This window comes from Xylophilus sp. PBN-3R (assembly GCF_057747805.1).
Window position 1 is genome coordinate 3,865,007 of the sequence record NZ_CM173225.1, and the last position, 19,574, is coordinate 3,884,580.

The window sequence follows — 19,574 nt, forward strand, 5'->3', positions numbered from 1 at the left end:
TGATGAGTATCCCTTGGAAGATTTTGACATCCGCCACGCTGGCATTGTCGGTGGCATTGCCCGTCGTCGCGCAGACGTTGACGGCCCGCAACGGAGACGATGTTGTCATGGACATGTCGCAGGCGTTCCGCAGGGGAGACCGCAGCCGTCTTTCCACGCTGCTGCCGCTGGTGCGCGGCCATGCGCTCGAACCCTGGGCCGCCTACTGGGAACTGAAGGCACGGCTAGCCGATGCCCAGCCCGCCGAGGTCGACGCCTTCATGGCGCGCTGGGCCGGCAGCTACCAGGAAGACCGCCTGCGCAACGACTGGCTGCTGCTGCTGGGCCAGCGGCGCGACTGGCAACGTTTTGCCGACATCTATCCGTCATACCGCATGGCCGACGACCGCGAGGTGCGTTGTTACGCCCTGGTGGTCAACCAGCTGGGAGGTGGGGGTGCGGCGGCGCAGGATCCGGCAGCCGAGGTGCTGCGCAACTGGTACGCCCAGCGTGATGCAGGCGACGGTTGCGCCACCGCCGCCGGCGAATTCTTCACTGCCGGCAAAATTCCGCCGGCGGCCATCTGGCGCAAGGCACGGCTGGCCATCGAGGCCAACCGGCCCGGCGTGGCGCGCACCGCTGCCAACATCGTGGCACCGGACGAAGCGCCCTTCGTCAGCCAGCTCAACGACAGCCCGGCCAAGTTCCTGGCGGCCCGCGCGGTGGCCAATTCCAAGGCCCGCAAGGAGCTGATCACGCTGGCGCTGCTCAAGATGGCGCAATCGGATGCCGACGCCGCCGCGCTGCAGCTGGACAGCAAGTGGAGCGTGCAGATATCGGCCGAAGAGCGCAATTACATCTGGGGCGCCATCGGCCGGCAGGCGGCGAGCAAGCTTTCGCCCTACGCCACCGAATATTTCGACAGGGTCACCAAGGATTCCGACCTCAGCGGCGACATGCTGGGCTGGAAGGTCCGAGCCGCCTTGCGTGCCGGCCGATGGCGAGATGTCGTCAACGCCACCTCCGCGATGGACGAGACCACGCGCAACGACCCGGCCTGGGTCTACTGGCGCGCCCGTGCCCTGGTGGCGGTCAAGCCGTCGGCCGCGCAACAGGCCGAGTCGCAGCAGCTGCTGGAAACCATCGCCAGCCCGCGCGGTTTCTACGAACAGCTGGCGATGGAAGAACTCGGCCGCCCCATCGTGCTGCCGGCCCGACCCGCACCGCCGACGCCGGACGAACGCGACGCGGCCCGCACCAATCCGTCCTTGTCGCGCGGCCTCTACGCGATCCTGATGGGGCTGCGCAGCGAAGGCACCCGCGAATGGAACTACGGCACCAACCTGCACACGCCGGGTGGCATGAACGACCGCGAACTGCTGGCGGCCGCCGACATGGCCTGCCAGAGCGAGGTCTGGGACCGCTGCATCAACACCAGCGAACGCACCAGCCGCGCCGTTTTTGACTACGTGCAGCGCTTCCCCATGCCGCACCAGTCGCAGGTGGTGCAGCGCAGCCGGCAGATCGGCATCGACCCGGCCTATGTGTACGGCCTGATCCGGCAAGAGAGCCGTTTCGTCACCGACGCCCGTTCCGGCGTCGGTGCCTCGGGCCTCATGCAGGTGATGCCTGCCACCGCCCGCTGGACCGCCAGAAAGATCGGCCTGACCGGCTTCAGTCCCGAACAGATCTCCGACCGCGACACCAACATCACCATCGGCACTGCCTACCTGAAGCTGGCGCTGGACGACTTCCAGGGTTCGATGCCGATGGCGGCCGCCGCCTACAACGCCGGACCCGGCCGGCCCCGAGCGTGGCGCGAAGGCCCCACGCTGGAAGCCGCGATCTGGGCCGAGAACGTGCCCTTCGCCGAGACCCGCGACTACGTGAAGAAGGTGCTGTCCAACACCGTGAGTTATGCCGCCGTGCTGAACGGCAACCAGCCGCAGTCGCTCAAGGCGCGGCTGGGCAGCGTGGGGCCGAAGGACCCGAACTTCGTCGAACCCAACAAGGACCTGCCGTGAAGCTTGCGGCCGGGCCGATCAGACGCTGACGGCATCCGCATCCGCATCCGCATCGGCATCGGCCGGAGCGGGAGCGACGGCGGCCCGGGGCGCCGGGCCCCTCAGCGACTGCAGCATCAGGCCTGGGCCGGCGGATGCGAGCGGGAAACCAGCGAACAGCGGCATTGTCACCAGCGTTCCCACCAGTTGCGTGATCAGCTCCTGCACCGCCGGCGAATGGCCTTGCGCCGCCATGCTTTTGCGGACCGCATCCGTCACATTGCCGCCGGTGGTCACCAGGCCGGCCACCAGCAGAAGCTCGCCGATCGTGCCGGGATCGACCGCATGTGAAGCGAGTTTGTCGGGAGTCGTCGCCAGTGCCCTCCCCAGCTCCATGGCGCTCGAGCCCAGTTTTTTCGCCCGCTGTGCGATGCCTCCGATGGTGGCGACCGGCTGTTCGCGCTGCAAGGCCTCAAGCAGTGGCAGGCAGTCCTTGCGCGCCAGCAGCACTGCCATGACACCACGGTCATCGCCGGTAATCTTGCGGTTGACCTGTGCGAAAAGCGTTGCGCTCATGGTCAGCAACAGCGCCGCGTCCAGCACCTGGCCGACGAGCTCCGCCTTCCCGGTATCGAAACCCGCTGCGGCCATGGCGATCTGCGCACTACCCCGTACCAGATTGCGTGCGGACATCGCGGCCGCGAATCCCGCCGAGGCAGCCACCAGTTTCCTGGCCGTGCCGGCGGTCTTCCGGCCGAGATAGTCCAGCGCCGCGGGTTCCAGCAATGCCGTGTCCGGCACCTTGCCGTAATAGACATCGGCCTTGGCGCTGGTGTCGAATATCGGAGCCAGGCCTCTCGCCGTCCCACCGATGACCGCCCCGACCAGGGCTTGGCCGCCCAGCTGGCCGTACCGTGCCACCAGCGGCGATGCGAAATAGCGCGAAAGGAATCCCATGACCGCGAACGGCACGAAAGCGATCGAGGCCTGGCCGGCCTGCGCCAGGCCATCGCGGTACTGCAGTGTCGGCTCAAGGGCTGCGAGCTTCTCGGGAGTGAACCCCATGGCGTGCAGGTCGAAAGCCCGACGGTCCAGCAGGGCCGCCAACGGCGCCGGTACGGGATTGCCTTCGCCAGGCTCGGAGCCGTAGTAGGCGTAAACGGCCAGGCGCATCGCACGCAAAGGATCCTTGCCGCACTCGGCGAAGTCGGCCGGGACGACGGCGCTCAACCCGCTGCGGGTCAATCCATCCAGCTGGATCGGGATTTCAGGCGCGGAATGCCGGCGTGCCGGCTTCGGCCTCTCAAGGTTCGTCCGGGATTGCCAATCGGTGCTGGCAGGGGAAAGTGGCGGCGGAGGGGTGCCGGTGGCAACGGCGGGGGAAGGCGAAAACATCGAGGTACTCCAGATGAACATGACATATCTCCGAACGAGATACAGCCATCTGTCAGCATTCGAAGGTGATCGTTCGATAGCTTCAAGCGACCAACCGAAATCGGGCCGCCGAAGCCGAAGCCCTCTTGTCAGGCTGAGCGCATGCGCGCTTCCAAAAGGCAGTTTTCGAATGCCTGGGTGAGCAACTGCGCGACGATGCGTGCGACCGCCGACAGCGGTTTGCGGGCGTCGATCACCACATCCACCGTCTGCGCTTCCACGCCCTGGTCGCGCAGCGGCAGAAACCGCAGGCTGCCCGCCGCCAGCTCGGGGGCGGCGTCCAGCTCCGAAGTCAAGGCCACATAACGGCCGCTCAGCACCAGCTGTTTCAGCAGGTGGAGAGAATTGGTTTCCACCCGCTGCGGGCCTTCGCCGAACAGCCATCGGTAGTGCGACTCGAGATAACGCCGGATCAGCAGCGCCTTGCTCTGCAGCACGATGGGGTGGCTGCAGACCGCCTGCAGGCTGGTGCTGTCGCCGGCGGCCAGCGGGTGGCCCGGCGCCACCACGCAGCCCAGCGGCAGGGGCGAGCTCCACAGTGTCACCAGTTCGCGCCGCGGCTCCAGATTGAAAACCGCCGCCAGCTCGATGCGGCCGGCCAGAAGGGCTGACACCGCATCGTCGGTGCTGCCCACTTCGGCCGCGAGCGAGATGCGCGGATGCGATACCGAGAGCGCCTCGACCAGCCGCGGCATCGCGCTGGTGGCATGGCTGTCCATCGCCATCATGCGCACCTGCCCCTGGTGCACGCCCTCCATCTGGCGGATGGCCTCGCCCAGCCGACGTTCGTCCTCACGCCAGCGCCGGGCCAGCGTGACGATGGCATCACCCGACGCTGTCAGCCGCATGCCGCGTGGCAAGCGGTCGAACAGCGGCACGCCGAAAGCCTCCTCGATTTGCAGGATCTGCCGGTTGACGGCCGACGCGGCCACATGCAGTTCGCGTGCGGCCTGCTGGATGGAGCCGGAACGCGCCACCTGGTCGATGTAGCGCAGGGCGGCGGGGGTCAAGGAAGGGCGCATCGGATTTGGCTCGGTTTTTGCGTACTGATTTTTCGCATGGATTGTTGCCCATCGCATGATGGACGGCAATGCAGCGGCTGCCTACGATTCGGGCAGTCCCTTCCACTTTCCCCGTCTGGCAGTCCCCCATGTTCAAGTTTCCTTGCCGTGCTTTCCTGGCCGTCGCAGCCGCGACTTTCGCCCTGCTTTCCGGGGCGGCGCAGGCCGCCTGGCCGGAGAAGCCGATCCGCATCGTGGTCACCTTCGGCGCGGGCGGTGCCAGCGACATCGTGGCCCGCGAAATCGCCACGCCGCTGGCGCAGGCCCTGGGCCAGCCGGTCATCGTCGACAACAAACCGGGTGCCGGCGGCACCATCGGCGGCTCGGAAGTGGTGCGTTCGGCTCCCGACGGCTACACACTGATGCTGTCCAACTCGACCCCGCTGTCGATCGGCCCGTTCACGCTCGCCAAGCTGCCCTACGACCCGGTGCATCAGTTCACCCACATCGCCATGCTGGGCGTGGCGCCGGTGCTGATCATGGCCAACCCCAAGGCCGGCATCGGCAGCCTGAAGGACATCCCCAAGGCGGTCGGCTCGGCCGGCGGCCAGATGGGTTTTGGCAGCGGCGGCCCGGGATCCATCGGCCAGATCGTCGGCGAGATGATGAAGGCCGACATGAAGGTCAATCTCGACCACGTGCCCTACCGCGGCGGCGCGCCGATGTCGGCGGACCTGCTGGCCGGCACCATTCCGCTGGGCATCGACGTGATCACGGCCTATGTGCCGATGGTGAAGCTGGGCCAGATCACCGGCCTGGCGGTCACCTCGCGTACCCGTTCGCCGCTGCTGCCCAACGTCCCGACCGTGGCCGAGGCCGGTTTCCCGGACCTGATGGCCGACAACTACTTCGGCGTTTCCGGCCCTGCAGGCATGCCGGCGCCCGTCGTCGAGAAGTTGCGCGCCGCGCTGGCCGAGATCGTCGCCCGCCCCGCCATCCTGAAGCGCTTCGAAGAACTCGGCGTGCTCCCCAGCTATGCAGGCCCCGCCGCCTTCACTACCGTGGTCGAGAAGCAGATCCGCGACTGGACGCCGGCCATCAAGGCTTCCGACCTCGGCCCGAAGTGAAAGCCGTGGTGTCGCTCGACGAACTCAACTCCCAGGACGAAGCCGGTTTCTCCACTGCCCTGTCGGGTGTCTTCGAACACGCGCCCTGGGTGGTGGACGCGGTGGTGGACCAGCGTCCCTTCGCCAGCGTTGCCGCACTGCATCAGGCCCTGATCGGCGTGTTGTGCGGCCTGCCGGAACGGTCGCTGGTAGCGTTTCTGTGCCTGCATCCGGAACTGGCCGGTTCGGCAGCGCGCGCCGGCACCATGACGGCGGATTCCGAGCGTGAACAATCGGGACTGGCGCTCGGCCGCCTGCCGCCGGAACAGTCGTCACGCTGGGACCAATTGAACGCCCGTTATCGCGAAAGGTTCGGTTTCCCGTTCATTCTGTGCATTCGCCGTCACGACATGGCCTCGGCGCTGGCCGCCTTCGAAACCCGGCTGGAGAACAGCCGGGTGCAGGAACTGCATTCGGCCCTGGTCGAGATCACGGCGATTTCAGGCCTGCGTCTGGCAGAGCGGCTCAGCGAGCCGGCCGCCGCTACAGGTTGAGGATCCAGGCGCCCTCGCGCCGGGCGGCGCCGGCCTTTTCGAGGTCCGCCACCAGCGCTCCGGCCCATGCATCGAAGGGCAGGCTCGGAAAATAGCGGCGGTGCACCATCTGCAGATATGCGGTGCCCCCGGCCCAGGCCAGCAAGGCCCCCAGTTGCCAGCGCTGCCAGTCGAGCAGCCGAAACTTCAGCAGCACCCGTGCTGCGTGGCCGGCATGGCGCGCGGGATCGAGCAGGAAAGCCCCCAGCCGCCGCCGCGCGGTGGCCAGGGCGCCCTGCACGTCGTCGAAGACCGGACCATGGCCCGGCACCACGAGCGCGGGGTCCAGTTGTTCGATCAGGTCGAAGGTGGCGGCCACCGCACCGAAGGCGTCGTCGCCTTCCAGTTCCGGGAAAACCACACCGAAACCTTCGGCCCACAAAGCGTCGCCTGAAATCAGGGTGCGGGTTTCGGCGTCGAACAGCACCACCGCATGGGTATCGTGGCCAGGCGCCGCCAAGACCCGCCACGGGCGACCGCCCAGCTGCACCTCGGTGTCCGGCACCAGCAATTGCTGGAAACCGAAACGCGGGCACTCCTGGCCGGTCGGCGCATAACTCAGCGCGGCTTCGTCCCAGTCGCGCACCGCCTCGGCCTCGCCGGGCGGAATGGCGGTCTTCAGATGCGGATAACGCCGCTGCAGCGCGGCGTTGCCACCGCAGTGATCGCTGTGCAGATGGGTGTTGAGCAGCAGGTCGAGAGGCCGGGCGCCCAGCGCGGACTCGACCAGCGCCAGCGTCTGCGCGGCGTGGCTGCAGTAACCGCTGTCGACCAGCGCCGTGGGATGATCCGGCGCATCGAACAGCACGCCGTTGGCGGAAAGCCAGCCGCGCTCCAGGACCGTCATGCCATCGGGGAGTTTCTGCATGGCCGCGTTACCGGAGTGAATGAATGCAGCATTTTTCGGCCCCGCCGCGCAGGTCGCCAGGGGACTTCTACCGACAGCAGGGTTCAAGAGCCCGCCATGCCCGTACAACGCCGAACCAACATGCTCGCCAGACTGCAACGATCCATCACCCTGGGCCTGCTGGCCTGTGCGCTGGCCTGGCTGTGGTTCTGGCTGCCGTCGCGGCCGGTGACCGCCGTGCTGGGCGTGTTGTTGCTGCTGACCGGCCACGCCTGGTTCCTGGCCTATGAGATGTGGCACATGCAGCGGGCCAACCGGGCCGACCCGGCGCCGCTCGCCACCCGGCAACAGGTGATCAAGGCCTGGCTGCGGGAAACCTGGACCGCGCCCACCGTGTTCTGCTGGCGCCAACCTTTTTTCTCCAGGCAGGTGCCCGACCACCTTCCGCACGATGCACTGGGTCGGCGCGGCGTGGTACTGATCCACGGGCTGCTGTGCAACCGCGGTTTCTGGACACCCTGGCTGCGGCAGTTGCGGGCCCGTGACCAGCCTTTCGTCGCCGTCGACCTGGAGCCGGTGGTGGCCGACATCGAAAGCTACCGCGCCATCATCGACGGCGCCGTCAGCCGCATCACCGACACCACCGGACTGCCGCCGGTATTGCTTTGCCACAGCATGGGTGGCCTGGTGGCGCGCGACTGGCTGCGGGCCGGCCGCAACCACGAACGCATGGCCCGTGTCATCACCATCGCATCCCCGCACCACGGCACTTGGCTGGGCCGCCATGCCCGCAGCGGCAGCGGCCTGCAGATGCAGCAGGGCAACGCGTGGCTCGCGGCCCTGGCCGACGTCGAGGAACCGGCATTGCTCACGCGTTTCAGCTGCTGGTATTCGAATTGCGACAACGTGGTGTTCCCGGCATCGACCGCCACCCTGCCCTGGGCCGACAACCGCCTGGTGGTGGGCCTGCCGCATGTCGCGATGGCTTTCGACTCCCGGCTGATGGCCGAAGTGCTGCAGGATCTCGTCGATTAGGCCTAGGGTTAACCCTGGATTTCGCCTAAAATATGGGCATGATCGCTCCCAAGACCTGGCTCAACGCTTCCTTTCATGCCGGCCGTCGCTGGTTACGCCCTGAGCATGTAACGGGCGACGGTCCGGTGAAGACCGGCGCGGCCGGGCTCGTTCCGATCCGGGTGCTGGGGCCGCAACACCGCGAACGCATCCGCGCCCATTTGCTGGCTCTCGACGAATCCGACCGTTACCTGCGCTTCGGTTATGCCGCCAGTGACCGACAGATCGGCCAATACGTCGACAAGCTCGATTTCGAACGCGACGAGGTCTTCGGCATCTTCAACCGCCGGCTCGAACTCATCGCCCTCGCCCACCTGGCCTACGGCAACCCTTCGGCCCAGCCACGCAATGCCGAATTCGGCGTGTCGGTGGTAGCGCGTGCACGAGGCCGCGGCTACGGCGCCCGCCTGTTCGCCCGCGCCACGGTGCACGCCCGCAACGCTGGCATCGGCCAGATGGTGATCCAGGCGCTGAGCGAAAACGCCGCGATGCTGCGCATCGCCCGCAAGGCCGGTGCCACGGTGCACCGCGACGGCCCGGAATCCGAAGCCTTTTTGACCCTGCCGCCCGCCACCATCGACAGCCGGGTGCTGCAATGGTGGGAAGCCCACATCGGCGAGACAGACTACCGCTTGAAGCGCGATTCGAAGCGTTTCTGGGACTGGATCGGCGGCATGCAGGAAGTCCGCCGCGATGTCCGCGCCGGCCGCCGCCCGACCGGCCGCTGAGTTCGATACCCGCGGTGGCGGGATCGGCAGGCCTGCGGGTTATTTGTGACGATATGTTCACTTCACGCGCTTCCGCTATCCTTGTCATCCCATTCGCAACAGCACGTCCTGCACCATCCGCCTGTGTCCGAGCCGCATCCTTCGCGCATTGACAAGGAAGACAAACGCACCTTCCTTCAGAAGGTCGCCGAATTCATCCACCCTGCACCCGACACCAAGGAAGACTTGATGGAGGTGCTGGCAGCAGCCGAGGACAACGATGTGATCGGCCCCGAATCCCGCGTGATGCTCGAGCGGATACTGCACATGGAAGACAAGAGTGCCGGCGACGTGATGGTCGCCGCACCGCGCATGGACCTGGTCGATATCGACGCGCCCTACGAAGAACTCATCAACCTGGTCATCGACACCGCGCATTCGCGGTTTCCGGTGTTCAGCGGGGAACGCGAGAACATCGTCGGTTTCCTGCTCGCCAAGGACCTGCTGAAGTTGCAGAGGGCACCCGACCTCAACGTTCGCGCCCTGCTCAGGCCCGCGGTCTTCGTGCCCGAAAGCAAGGGACTGAACGACCTGCTGCGCGAGTTCCGCGCCAACCGCAACCACCTGGCCATCGTCATCGACGAATTCGGCCGGGTCGCCGGCCTGGTCACGATCGAGGACGTGCTCGAACAGATCGTCGGAGAGATCGAGGACGAGTTCGACATCGGCGAAGAGGAAGGCGACATCTTCGCCCTGGCCGACCGCAGCTACCGCGTCTCCGGAGACACCCCGGTCGAGCGGGTGGCGGAAGCCTTCGATGCGGTCCTGGCTCCCAGCGACGAAGACGACGATTTCGACACTATCGGCGGTCTCATCGCCCACGAAATGGGCCATGTGCCCCGGCGTGGCGAAACCTTCGTGCTGGGCGGCCTGCAATTTCTGGTGATGCACACCAAGGGCGGTGCGGTGCGCTGGTTCAAGGTGACTCCGGCGCCCGCGGACGCCGACGACGCTTGACCGTCCTTTTGTCACGCCTCCGGCCCTGGCTGCTGGCCGCGCTGGCCGGCCTGGCGCAGGCAGCCTCCATCGCCAGCCCGCTGGACAGCGCTCCGCTGTGGTGGCTGCAATGCCTGTCGGTCGCCGGACTGGTCGTATTGCTCGATCGCGCTGCCGGATGGCGGTCGGCATTTCTGCTGGCCTGGGTTTTCGCCACCGCCTGGTTGTGCGGCACCTTCTGGTGGCTCTTCACTTCCATGCACACCTACGGCGGGCTGGCCGCGCCGCTGGCGTTGCTGGCGGTGTTGGGGCTGGCCGCGTTCCTGGGTCTTTATTACGCAGCCGCGGGCGCGGTCTACCGCGCGCTTCGGCCTTGGGGCCTATGGTGCCGCGGCTTGGTGTTCGGCGGTTTGTGGCTGGTGGCCGAACTACTTCGGGGCACATGGTTCACCGGTTTTCCGTGGGGTGCCGGGGGTTACGCCCATGTCGATGGAGCCGCGCATTGGCTGGCTCCGCTGATCGGGGTATACGGCGTCGGCGCTCTCGCGGCAGCGTTTTCTGCTGCCCTGGCCGGAGCGCTGGCTCGTCGGCAGCCTGTGCGGGGTGCGGTTGTTCTGGTTGTCTGCCTGCTGGCTTCTCAATGGCCGCAGCCGGCCTCCGTTTCCTCGGGCATGAAGCCCCTGTCGGTTTCCCTGCTGCAAGGCAACATACCGCAGGACGAGAAGTTCCAGCCCGGGAGTGGTGTGCCGCTGGCGCTGGAGTGGTATGCGCAAGAGTTGCAGGCCTCGAAGGATTCCCTGATCGTCGCACCGGAAACTGCCATTCCGATCCTCCCGCAGGATCTGCCGGAGGGTTATGCGGATGCGTTGCGCAAACGTTTTTCTTCTGGTGAACAGGCTGCTCTCATCGGCATTCCACTGGGTAACGCGACTGCGGGCTACAGCAATGCGGCGATCGGCCTGAAACCGGCGCAGGGCTCCCTCTATGTTTATGAAAAGCACCATCTGGTGCCTTTCGGCGAGTTCGTGCCGCCCCTGTTTCGGTGGTTCACAGAGATGATGGATATTCCGCTGGGGGATTTCAGGCGGGGGGATGTCGGCCAGCCTTCGTTCGAATGGATGGGGCAGCGGTTGGCGCCCAATATCTGCTACGAGGATTTATTCGGGGATGAGTTGGCCCGGCGGTTTGCGGACCCTGCCACTTCACCTACGGTTTTTGTGAACATCAGCAATATCGGGTGGTTCGGGGACAGCGTGGCCATCGACCAGCACCTGAATATTTCCCGCATGCGCGCGCTGGAGTTTGCCCGGCCTGTGGTTCGGGCCACCAACACCGGCGCTACGGTCGTCATCGATGACCGCGGCGTGGTCACGGCTTCTCTCGAGCCTTATACGCGGGGGGTCTTGCGTACCCAGGTAGTGGGGCGGGCTGGCGCGGCGACTGTTTATGCCCGTTGGGCTAGCCGGTTCGGACATTCGCCGCTTTGGGTTTTCGGGCTTTCGATGGTGGTGCTGGCCGGGGTTTTGCCGGCTTTTGTACGGCGTCGCGGTCGATAGGCTTCATCTCCTCTTCACCCCCTCCAAAAAAATCCCAAAGAGAAGAGAGCAAAAAATGGCCCAAGGCAAACGGATCTCGGCAGACATAGACGCAGGCGCGCTGCAAACCATCAAGGACCTGGGCGCAGCCGCCAAAGCGGCAAGACTGCAAGCCGCGGAAGGCCAATCGACGGCCGCCGCAAAACTCGGCGTCCACGTCCAGACCATCGCCCGCATCGAATCCGGCGAACCCGGAGTCTCCGCCGGCCATCTCTTCGGCCTGCTGGCCCTATACGGCCTGACCGCCCAGGTGCGGTAGCAAGGCCTTCGCAGCCTCGATCCGCAAGGCCATGTCCAGCGCGGCGTCGTTCATGACCCGCAGCAGGAACTGCCGCGGATCGGTCTCGTCGCCAGCCGCCATCGGCGACAACACCACACGGGCCGCAGCCCGTGGCGCCAGGCGCGAAATAGCCGCCTCCAACGCAGACGGCTTGATCACCGCCAGGACCCGCAACAAGGCAGTCTGCCCTTCATCGCCGGGCGGAATATCCAGCCACGGCGTATCGGCGAACACCGGTGCCAGGTCGGGCGCCAGAAACGCCGACCAGTTGCCGGTCGAAACCTGTTCGGCGGGCACCAGTCGCACCGGCTGATCCGCCGCCGGAAGCAGACGCAAACGCCGTGGCTCGACATCCGCCAGGAAACGCTGGACCAGCCCCTGCAGGAACGACCGCCCCTGCACGACCGGCACCGCATCCGGCAACGAGAACCACAGCTGCAGGGCATCGGTGCCGGAGACGGCGATGGCGGGCGCCGGCAAGTCCAGTTCGGCCTGCACACCGTGCCAGACACGTCCCAGCTCGCGCCAGTCCGGCGGCCCGGTCAACTCCAGCACCACGCAACGAACAAACCCGTTCCCGTCGCTCAAGGCGCCGGAACGGGTCAGATAAAGGCGACGCAGTTCCGATTGAAGCGGCGTCGAGGCGGGAGACTGGGGCACAGGCAGGTCGGACATATCACCCGACTCTAGCCGGCCCCGCCGGCCACCGATCAAAGCGACTTGCCGTAGGCGCCGTAACCGTAGCTGTTGCCGACCAGTGCGGCGACTTCACCGCTCTTGATGGCGCGGACAGTGTCGGCGCGCACTTCTGCGCGGCTCAGCCGGCCATTGCTGGCCTGGGTCGTGTAGCCGTAGCTGTCACCCAGTTGGGCTTCGACTTCACCGCTGGCCAGGGCGCGCTGGGTGGTGGCAAGCACCTCGGCGCGGCTGACGGTCGATGTGCCGGTCGACTGCGGGCCGAAACCCCACTGGTCGCCGACCGAACCCAGGGTGCCGGCTTTCTGAGCGGCGACCACCGAATCGCGTACCTGCGCACGCGTCAGGTCCTGCGCCTGGGCCGATACGGAAGAAAGAGCGCCGACCAGGGCGAAAGCGGTGGCGGCGAAAGCGGTGCGTGCAGTGATGGTGTTCATGATGATTTCCTGTTCGGTGTCGAGATTTGCAAGAAAAAGCTTCGAGGACCGGTGCCTTCCGGCTTCGGTATCGCCGCTGCGTCTTGCAGTGCGATGGGTGAACTTTATTGTCCGCAGTCGAATAGATAAAGCACGTGGATAGAACAACATCGTCAACTGATTGGAGACAATCAAACCGCAACCGAGCCTCCTTCTATAGTCGTCCGATGCCCGACCCGAACCCGAAACTCCTGTCCCGCGATCTGTCACGTCTGCGACGCCACGCCGCCGCCGCCGATGCGGCGGGTTGCCTCAGCCCGGCCCAGCAAGCGGTGATGCACCGACGCGGCTGGCTGAAGTTGCTGGCGCCGCGCTCGGCCGGCGGCGCCGAATGCCCGCTGCCGCGGCTGGTTCGGCTGGAAGAAGCCATCGCCGCGGTGGACGGCAGCTGTGGCTGGGTCTTCACGCTTTGCGCCGGCGCCGGCTGGTTCGCCGGTTTCCTGCCGCCAGCCCTCGCGCGCGAAGTGATGCAAACGCGCCGCGCCTGCATCGCCGGCAGCGGCGCACCGACCGGTTTTGCCGACCGTGAAAGAGACGGCTGGCGCCTGTCCGGCGAATGGTCCTATGCCAGCGGCGCACCGATGGCCACGCACTTCACCCTCAACGCGGTGTTGCGGCGAGGCGGCGAAGTGTTGCGCGACGAATCCGGTGCTCCACGCATCAGTGCCTTCATCGTGCCGGCCGACCGGTTGTCTGCACGCACGGCAGGCTGGTTCGCCATCGGCATGCGGGCCAGCGGATCGCATGGGTATGCCCTTGACGGCGTCTGGGTGGCAGACGGCCATGCCTTTGCCATCGACCCGTCCGCCGCCACGTCCGGCGGTCCGCTGTATCGCTTCGACTTCCTGTCGCTCGCCTGGGTGACGCTGGCCGCCAACCTGGCCGGCATTGCGCGGAATTTCGTGGAACTGGCCGACCCGCTGATCCGCCAACGCCGGCCGCTGCGCGCAGCGTCGCCGTTGGGCGAAGACCCCGCCGTGCACCGCAGCCTCGCGTCGGCAGCAGATGGCCTGGCGGCTGACTGGCAGGCCATGCTGGTGTCGCTGGATGCAGCCTGGGCCGGCGTCGAGGCCGGCGCCCGGCTGAGCGCCGACCAGCAAGGCGAATTACGGAGCCGCTCCCTTGCGGTGGTGCACACCGCACGGGCCGCCGTAGACGGCCTGTACCCGCTGTGCGGCATGCATGCGGCCGACATCCGCAGCGAACTCAACCGCGTCTGGCGCGACTTCCATACGGCGTCCCAGCACGCGCTGTTTGCCAGCTGACTTTCCAGCGCATTTTTTCAGCCGACGCGGTCGATGAAACTGCGGAGCGCTGCCTGAAAAGCCTCCGGTTCCTCGATGGGGCCGAGGTGGGAAGCGTTGGCCAATATCTCCAGCGTGGCACCCGGAATGCGCTGCTGGATCTCGGCCGCCATCGCCGGTGTGGCGCCGCCGTCGAACGCGCCGGCCAGCACCGCCGTCGGGCAGGCGACGGCATGCAGTTGGTCCAGCCAGTCGACACCGGCTACCGCCTGGCAGTTGGCGATGTAGCTCCGCACGTCGTTGGCCAGCAACTGCTGCCGCATGTCCTGCACCAGGGCCGGCTGGGCATTGCGCACCGTCTCGGTCAGGTAACGCTGCAGCACGGTCTCTACCACCGCAGAAAGCCCCTGCGCCGCGACGGTCTCGACCCGCTGTTGCCAGCCTGCCCTTGCAGCGTGCGAATAGCGCCCGGCCGTATGCGCCAGGAACAGGCCGCGCAGCAGTTCGGGCCGGCGCAACGCGACGCCCTGTCCCGCCATGCCGCCCATGGACAGGCCGACGAACAGCACCGGGCCACGACCCCAGTCCTCGATGACCGCTGCCGCATCGTCGGCCACCTCGGCCATGGTCCAGGGGCTCTGCACCTGCGGCGAAGCGCCGTGGCCGCGATGGTCATAGGCCAGCACCGGATGCCGGCCGCGCAGGCTTTCGGCGGTGCCCAGCCACATGCGGTGCTCCAGGCCCAGCGCATGGCTGAACACGATCGGCACGCCGGGGCCGTCGCTCAGCTCGATGGTGTGGAGCGAAGCCATTTACAGGTAACTCCGGCCGTCCACATAGGCCTTGCGCCAGCGGGTGATGTTGACCCGCTCGAAAAGATCCACGGAGGTGAATGGATCGGCCTTGATGAAGTTCTCGGCTTCTTCCCGGGTTTCCACATCGACCACGTAAAGGCCGCCGCCGGCACTGCTGCCATCGTCGTTCAGCTTGGCGCCGCAGGCCAGCAGCAAGGCCTTGTGTTCATCCAGGAAGGCGAGATGCACATCACGCGTTTTCGCCCGAAGGTCGGCGTGGCCGGGTTTGTCGAAGGTTTCGATCATGAAAGCCATGGGTCGACCTTCAGTTCTGCGCGATGGCCGAAGGATGCTGAGCCAGTGGCGTCACGGTAATCGCCATGTACGGATACAGCGGCAGTGCGATCAGCAGGTCGTGCAATGCGTCGTTGGATTCGACGTCGAGGACGCTGTAGTTGGCATATTGGCCGGCCACGCGCCACAGGTGGCGCCATTTGCCTTCCTGCTGCAGTTTCTGCGACATGGCCTTTTCATCGGCCTTGAGTTTCGTCACCATTCCGGCGTCGGCATCCAGGGGAATCTGCACAATCATGTGAACCAGAAACAGCATATTCTTCATCTCCAGGTTAAATAATGACGGGTCAACCCCAGGCCAGCACGGCGACCGTATAGACGATGCCGATCCAGAACATCATGATCACGGTATAACCCATGATGTCCTTCAGCTTGAGTTTGGAAAGGGCCAGCGCCGGCAGAATCCAGAAAGGCTGGATCAGGTCGTTCCAGGCATTACCCAGCATGACCGCGGTGGCTGTATGTCCGACCGATGCACCGATCGATTTGGCCGCCTCGATCATGAAGGGGCCCTGTATCACCCAGTGACCGCCGGCCGACGGCGCGAAGAAGTTGATGACAAACGAACTGATCAGGCCCCAGAAAGGCAGCGTGCCGGGCGTTGCGACCTGCACAAAATAATGCGACAGCGTTTCCACCAGGCCGGACGCCGCCATGATGGCCATGATGCCGGCGTAAAACGGATACTGCAGGATGATGCCGCCGATGGTCTTGATGCCTTCATTGAGCTTCTCGACATAGGCAATGGGTGTGCCCAGCAGGATAATGCCCAGGAAAAGGATGATGAAGTTGATCAGGTTCAAATCCATCGAGCCGCCGGCTCGGAAAAAAATGACCACATAAACCAGGCCCATCAAGCCGATCAACCCGCTGAGAATGCGGCTGTTATTCAGTTTGTGGGCAATCGTCTTGCGGTCGGCAATATCTTCATCGGTCGATGCGGCCAATTTCACCGGCTGGGTGTCCTCCAGCGCCGGGTCGATTTCCTTCACCGGCTGGCCCGGTTTCGGGTGCAGCCACGCATTCAGCAGCGGCAAGGTAATCAGCACCACCAAAGCAGTCACCAGCATGGTGGGCGAGAAAATGGTTTCGCTGAGCGGAATCACGCCCATCTGCGCTTCCAGGGGATGGCCCTTGGTGGAGATCAGCACCGGAATGCTCGCCGACAGACCCAGTCCATAAAGAGTGAAGCCGCTATAGGCCGAGGCGATGATCAGCGGGTAATGCACACCCTTCACCCGCAGCGCCAGCTTGCGGGCGACGATGCCGCCGATGACCAGGCCGAATCCCCAGTTCAGATAGCTGCCGATTCCGCCGACCAGCGTCGCCACGATGATCGCCATACGCGGTTCATGCACCTTGTCGACGATGCGGTCCAGCAAGCGCTCGGTCAGCGGCGCGGTGGCCAGCACATAACCCATGGTGAGAATGACCGCCATCTGTGTGGTGAATGCCAGCAGGGTCCAGAAACCCTTGCCCCATGCGGTGGTCAATGCCACCACGCCCTGGCCCTCGACCAGTACGGCCAGAGCCAGCGTCAGCAGCGTGAGGCCGATGGCGAACACGAAAGGGTCGGGCAGATACTTGCGCATCAACTCGGTAAAAAAGCCTGTTATTTTTTGCATTGTCAAAGTCCCCTTGGAAAATCTCTTGCCGGTCAGACCGTTGCAATCGGCGTGACGGGTGAACCCATGGCGCCGGGCAAACGCAAGGGCGGCGCGGTCAGCATGAAATGCGAGCGGTCATTTGCGCGCAGCCACCGGGCCAGATCCCGCAGATACCACAATTCACCCAGCGGCAAACCGAGCTTGAAAAGGCAATGGTGGTGCAGCGGCATCAACGGATAATGCTCGCCGACACCCGGTCTGGCAGGGTAACGCTCGACCGCATAGTTGTCCGCGGCCAATGCGGCGATGCCCGAATCGGTAATCCACCGCAGCAGGTGTTCGTCGCGACCGTCGAGTGCGCTGCAGTGGCTGCTCAATATGGCTTCGTCCGGATGGCGCTGCATCTCCAGCACCATTTCGGCAAAACCGGTGCGCAGCACCAGCATGTCGCCGCGTTCGATTTCGACCTTGTCTTTTTCGATGGCGAACATCAGGTCGTCATAACCGACGGTGCGGAATTCACGGCCATGGTGTGCAAAAAGGTCGATCAATACGCCACGGCCCTGCATCCCCTTCACCGCCAGGTTTTCGATCGACAGCGCATCGGCCCGGCTGTGTTCGTGGCCGCATGAAAACGGCTTGTAGCTGTCTGCTGCGTCGTATTCGACAGGCCCGACGATATCGGCATTTGCCTTGAAACCGTTGTAATAGACGCTTTCTGCCTCGCCGTCGCCGTCGGCATCGAACAAAGCGCCGACATGGGCCAGAGCATCCCACTGAGTCGAATATTGCAGGCTGAGCAATACCTGGTCGTCGCTCACCACATCGGTGGCGTTTTCCTGCAGTCGTGCAAATGGAAAGTTGACGTATGAAAACCCGTCCCTGGTGGTCGGTCGCAATACCGGTGGATGGCGGCGCACATTCAACTTGCTGTCGCCCGGATAATCCAGCGGCAACGACAGGCAGAAACTCAGGCCGGCGCGAATCTCCCGCGCACCTTTCAGCACCTGTTCGGCACCGATCAGGTTGGGCCGTCCCAGTTGGTCGTCGGCGCCGAAGTCGCCCCAGTTCGAGCCTTCCGGCCGGTTCTTCCAACGCATGGCGCTTGATCTCCGTTCTGTTTATTCGAGCAACGCGGCGGGTATCTGACGGAAGACTTCCGTCAGCGCGGCGACTGCCTGGGTTTCGTTTTTCAGAAGCCGCGCCTTGGGCCCGCCGATCACCAGCGCGAAGGGTTCTCCGTGGATCAGGAAACCTTTGGCAAAACCTGCCACGTCTTCGACCGCTTCGCCGCCGGAACGGTGCCAGCCGAGCATCGCGCCCCGGGCTACTTCGGCTTCCAGTTCAGCCCGCACGACCACCGACCCGTCGGTCGCGGCGCTGAAGGGCTCGGCGGCATCCAGCAGTTTCTTGCGGGCGGCGGGCGCCAGCGCACCCAGCAGCGCCTTGCCCGCAGCACTGGCGTGCAGCGCCATGAAACCGCCGGGTTCGTCGCTGTAGCGGATCTTCTGGCGCGACTCCATCACGTCGAGGTAGACGACCCGGTCGCCGGCCAGCGCGGCCAGGGCCGCCGTCTCGCCGGTGGCATCGCGCAGGGCGGTCAGCAGGGGCTGGAACAGCAGGGTCAGCGGGTCTTCCGCGCAGATGTCGCGAGCCACATGCAGCAGGCGCTGGGTGGGGTAATAACCCGCCTTCACGCCCGGCGCGTAGAGCCAGCCCTTGGCCACCATGGTCTGCAGGAGGGCGTGGCAACTGGACAGCGGAATTTCGGTGCGGCGGGCGATCTCGCTGTAGATCATGGGTTGGCGCACCTCCGCGAAGAGGTTGATCACGTCGAAGACCCGTGCTGCCGTTTTCACATCCATGACAGGATTGTCGACAGGTTGATAACCGGGGCACAAGAGGATTCAGGGTAAACACCGAGTCCCGTCCCGCCCCGCAGCCCGCTACCGCGACGCCATCAGCTGTTCGATGTCGTGGCCCAGGCGAAGCAGCGGGCCACCCAGCTCTTCCGCCACATCGCCCACCGGCTGGCTGGTCGAGACACTGACGTTCAGCGCGTGGCCCGCCTCGCCATCCAGCCGCAGCGGCATGGCGAGCGCGACGATTTCCGGCTGCCATGAAGCGGCGCACCAGCCGGTCGAATGCACATGGGCGATGGCTTTCTCGATGTCCGGAAGCAGTTGCGGCCAGTCGTGGCGGCGCACCGCCAGTTCATCAAACAGGCGCTGCCGTGCATCGGGTGCCGCCACCGCCAGCCATGCCCGGCCGAGCGAGGTCAGCTCGACCGGTACCCGCTGCCCGCTCACCACCTTGCGCAAGGACGCGCGGCGGTTGTAGCGGATGGATTCCAGGTAGACCATCTCGGCCCGGTCGGCCCTTGCCAGGCCGACGTTGATGCGCAGTTTCTCGGCCAGTTGCCGCATGCGTGGCGCGGCCTGTTGCAGCAGTTCCGATCCGCTGTGCATGGCGTGCGCCAGGCTGAGCACCGGCACGGCCAACCGATAGGCGCGGGCGGCCGGCACGTGCTCCAACAGGCCGGATCCGACCAGCGTCCTGGTGAGCCGGCTGACGGTGGCCGGTGCCAGGCCGGTGCGCTCGGCCAGTTCGCTGTTGCCCAGCAGCGTGGAACCGGGCCGGAAGGCCCGAAGGATTTCGACACCACGTTCCAGGGATCGATTCAGGTCGGCGGGCATGCGGGTTCTTCTCCAGCGTCTGTTTCCACCAGGTGGAATTGGGGGGATGCGGCCCCGGAGTATCGAACCTAAGCTGGAGGCAATCCAACAAA

General features: G+C 65.5%; 21 protein-coding genes. 9 read left to right on the forward strand and 12 right to left on the reverse strand.

What is annotated here, in order from left to right:
- Positions 1 to 2 precede the first annotated feature (2 nt).
- Positions 3 to 2,003, forward strand: coding sequence for a lytic transglycosylase domain-containing protein (locus tag AC3ANW_RS18420; RefSeq protein WP_488342281.1), 2,001 nt, complete (start codon positions 3 to 5; stop codon positions 2,001 to 2,003).
- 18 nt (positions 2,004 to 2,021) lie between these two features.
- Here AC3ANW_RS18420 and AC3ANW_RS18425 read toward each other — a convergent pair whose 3' ends face one another.
- On the reverse strand, positions 2,022 to 3,212 hold the full coding sequence (locus tag AC3ANW_RS18425; RefSeq protein WP_488342282.1) for a hypothetical protein: 1,191 nt from the start codon (positions 3,210 to 3,212) through the stop codon (positions 2,022 to 2,024).
- A gap of 293 nt (positions 3,213 to 3,505) precedes the next feature.
- Positions 3,506 to 4,438 carry a LysR family transcriptional regulator gene (locus AC3ANW_RS18430; RefSeq protein WP_488342283.1) on the reverse strand — a complete coding sequence of 311 codons (933 nt, stop codon included), beginning with the start codon at positions 4,436 to 4,438 and terminating at the stop codon, positions 3,506 to 3,508.
- A 128-nt stretch (positions 4,439 to 4,566) separates the two neighbouring features.
- On the opposite strand from AC3ANW_RS18430, the gene AC3ANW_RS18435 reads away from it, so the two are divergent.
- On the forward strand, positions 4,567 to 5,544 hold the full coding sequence (locus AC3ANW_RS18435; RefSeq protein ID WP_488342284.1) for a Bug family tripartite tricarboxylate transporter substrate binding protein: 978 nt from the start codon (positions 4,567 to 4,569) through the stop codon (positions 5,542 to 5,544).
- Complete coding sequence (uraD, locus tag AC3ANW_RS18440) at positions 5,541 to 6,077, forward strand: 2-oxo-4-hydroxy-4-carboxy-5-ureidoimidazoline decarboxylase (protein WP_488342285.1); 537 nt, start codon at positions 5,541 to 5,543, stop codon at positions 6,075 to 6,077. Before AC3ANW_RS18435 ends, uraD begins: the two co-directional genes overlap by 4 nt.
- On the opposite strand, the gene AC3ANW_RS18445 is transcribed toward uraD, so the two are convergent.
- Entirely contained in the window at positions 6,067 to 6,984 is a 918-nt protein-coding gene (locus AC3ANW_RS18445; protein WP_488342286.1) for an MBL fold metallo-hydrolase, read from the reverse strand. The genes uraD and AC3ANW_RS18445 overlap by 11 nt on opposite strands.
- Before the next feature lie 96 nt (positions 6,985 to 7,080).
- Between AC3ANW_RS18445 and AC3ANW_RS18450 the strand changes: the two genes are divergently transcribed.
- From AC3ANW_RS18450 to AC3ANW_RS18470, 5 genes are all read left to right on the forward strand, one after another.
- Positions 7,081 to 7,998 carry an esterase/lipase family protein gene (locus tag AC3ANW_RS18450; RefSeq protein ID WP_488342287.1) on the forward strand — a complete coding sequence of 306 codons (918 nt, stop codon included), beginning with the start codon at positions 7,081 to 7,083 and terminating at the stop codon, positions 7,996 to 7,998.
- A gap of 38 nt (positions 7,999 to 8,036) precedes the next feature.
- A complete protein-coding gene (locus tag AC3ANW_RS18455; protein WP_488342288.1) occupies positions 8,037 to 8,765 on the forward strand; it encodes a GNAT family N-acetyltransferase in 729 nt (242 codons plus the stop codon).
- A 123-nt stretch (positions 8,766 to 8,888) separates the two neighbouring features.
- On the forward strand, positions 8,889 to 9,761 hold the full coding sequence (locus AC3ANW_RS18460; protein ID WP_488342289.1) for a CorC family transporter: 873 nt from the start codon (positions 8,889 to 8,891) through the stop codon (positions 9,759 to 9,761).
- Complete coding sequence (lnt, locus tag AC3ANW_RS18465; protein WP_488342290.1) at positions 9,758 to 11,296, forward strand: apolipoprotein N-acyltransferase; 1,539 nt, start codon at positions 9,758 to 9,760, stop codon at positions 11,294 to 11,296. The genes AC3ANW_RS18460 and lnt overlap by 4 nt, the downstream gene beginning before the upstream one ends.
- A gap of 55 nt (positions 11,297 to 11,351) precedes the next feature.
- Positions 11,352 to 11,594, forward strand: a complete 243-nt coding sequence (locus AC3ANW_RS18470) for a helix-turn-helix domain-containing protein (RefSeq protein WP_488342291.1) — start codon at positions 11,352 to 11,354, stop codon at positions 11,592 to 11,594.
- Here the strand turns inward: AC3ANW_RS18470 and AC3ANW_RS18475 are convergent.
- Both AC3ANW_RS18475 and AC3ANW_RS18480 read right to left on the reverse strand, forming a co-directional pair.
- Positions 11,565 to 12,290, reverse strand: coding sequence for a hypothetical protein (locus AC3ANW_RS18475; protein WP_488342292.1), 726 nt, complete (start codon positions 12,288 to 12,290; stop codon positions 11,565 to 11,567). The genes AC3ANW_RS18470 and AC3ANW_RS18475 overlap by 30 nt on opposite strands.
- Before the next feature lie 35 nt (positions 12,291 to 12,325).
- Positions 12,326 to 12,748 carry a DUF4148 domain-containing protein gene (locus AC3ANW_RS18480; RefSeq protein ID WP_488342293.1) on the reverse strand — a complete coding sequence of 141 codons (423 nt, stop codon included), beginning with the start codon at positions 12,746 to 12,748 and terminating at the stop codon, positions 12,326 to 12,328.
- Between the two features lie 206 nt (positions 12,749 to 12,954).
- Between AC3ANW_RS18480 and AC3ANW_RS18485 the strand changes: the two genes are divergently transcribed.
- On the forward strand, positions 12,955 to 14,052 hold the full coding sequence (locus AC3ANW_RS18485) for an acyl-CoA dehydrogenase family protein (RefSeq protein WP_488342294.1): 1,098 nt from the start codon (positions 12,955 to 12,957) through the stop codon (positions 14,050 to 14,052).
- Between the two features lie 17 nt (positions 14,053 to 14,069).
- On the opposite strand, the gene AC3ANW_RS18490 is transcribed toward AC3ANW_RS18485, so the two are convergent.
- The 7 genes from AC3ANW_RS18490 to AC3ANW_RS18520 all read right to left on the reverse strand — a co-directional run bounded on the left by AC3ANW_RS18490 (position 14,070) and on the right by AC3ANW_RS18520 (position 19,482).
- The gene (locus AC3ANW_RS18490) at positions 14,070 to 14,843 is read right to left on the reverse strand and encodes an alpha/beta fold hydrolase (protein ID WP_488342295.1); all 774 of its coding nucleotides are present in this window, start codon (positions 14,841 to 14,843) and stop codon (positions 14,070 to 14,072) included.
- On the reverse strand, positions 14,844 to 15,140 hold the full coding sequence (locus tag AC3ANW_RS18495; protein ID WP_488342296.1) for a YciI family protein: 297 nt from the start codon (positions 15,138 to 15,140) through the stop codon (positions 14,844 to 14,846).
- 10 nt (positions 15,141 to 15,150) lie between these two features.
- Positions 15,151 to 15,435 carry a muconolactone Delta-isomerase gene (catC, locus tag AC3ANW_RS18500; protein ID WP_488342297.1) on the reverse strand — a complete coding sequence of 95 codons (285 nt, stop codon included), beginning with the start codon at positions 15,433 to 15,435 and terminating at the stop codon, positions 15,151 to 15,153.
- A gap of 31 nt (positions 15,436 to 15,466) precedes the next feature.
- Positions 15,467 to 16,804 (reverse strand): short-chain fatty acid transporter, encoded by a 1,338-nt coding sequence (locus tag AC3ANW_RS18505; RefSeq protein ID WP_488342298.1) that lies wholly within the window; start codon positions 16,802 to 16,804, stop codon positions 15,467 to 15,469.
- A 32-nt stretch (positions 16,805 to 16,836) separates the two neighbouring features.
- The gene (locus AC3ANW_RS18510) at positions 16,837 to 17,886 is read right to left on the reverse strand and encodes a cyclase family protein (protein ID WP_488342299.1); all 1,050 of its coding nucleotides are present in this window, start codon (positions 17,884 to 17,886) and stop codon (positions 16,837 to 16,839) included.
- A gap of 21 nt (positions 17,887 to 17,907) precedes the next feature.
- The gene (locus AC3ANW_RS18515) at positions 17,908 to 18,651 is read right to left on the reverse strand and encodes an IclR family transcriptional regulator (protein WP_488342300.1); all 744 of its coding nucleotides are present in this window, start codon (positions 18,649 to 18,651) and stop codon (positions 17,908 to 17,910) included.
- A gap of 81 nt (positions 18,652 to 18,732) precedes the next feature.
- Positions 18,733 to 19,482 (reverse strand): IclR family transcriptional regulator, encoded by a 750-nt coding sequence (locus tag AC3ANW_RS18520; protein ID WP_488342301.1) that lies wholly within the window; start codon positions 19,480 to 19,482, stop codon positions 18,733 to 18,735.
- Positions 19,483 to 19,574 lie beyond the last annotated feature (92 nt).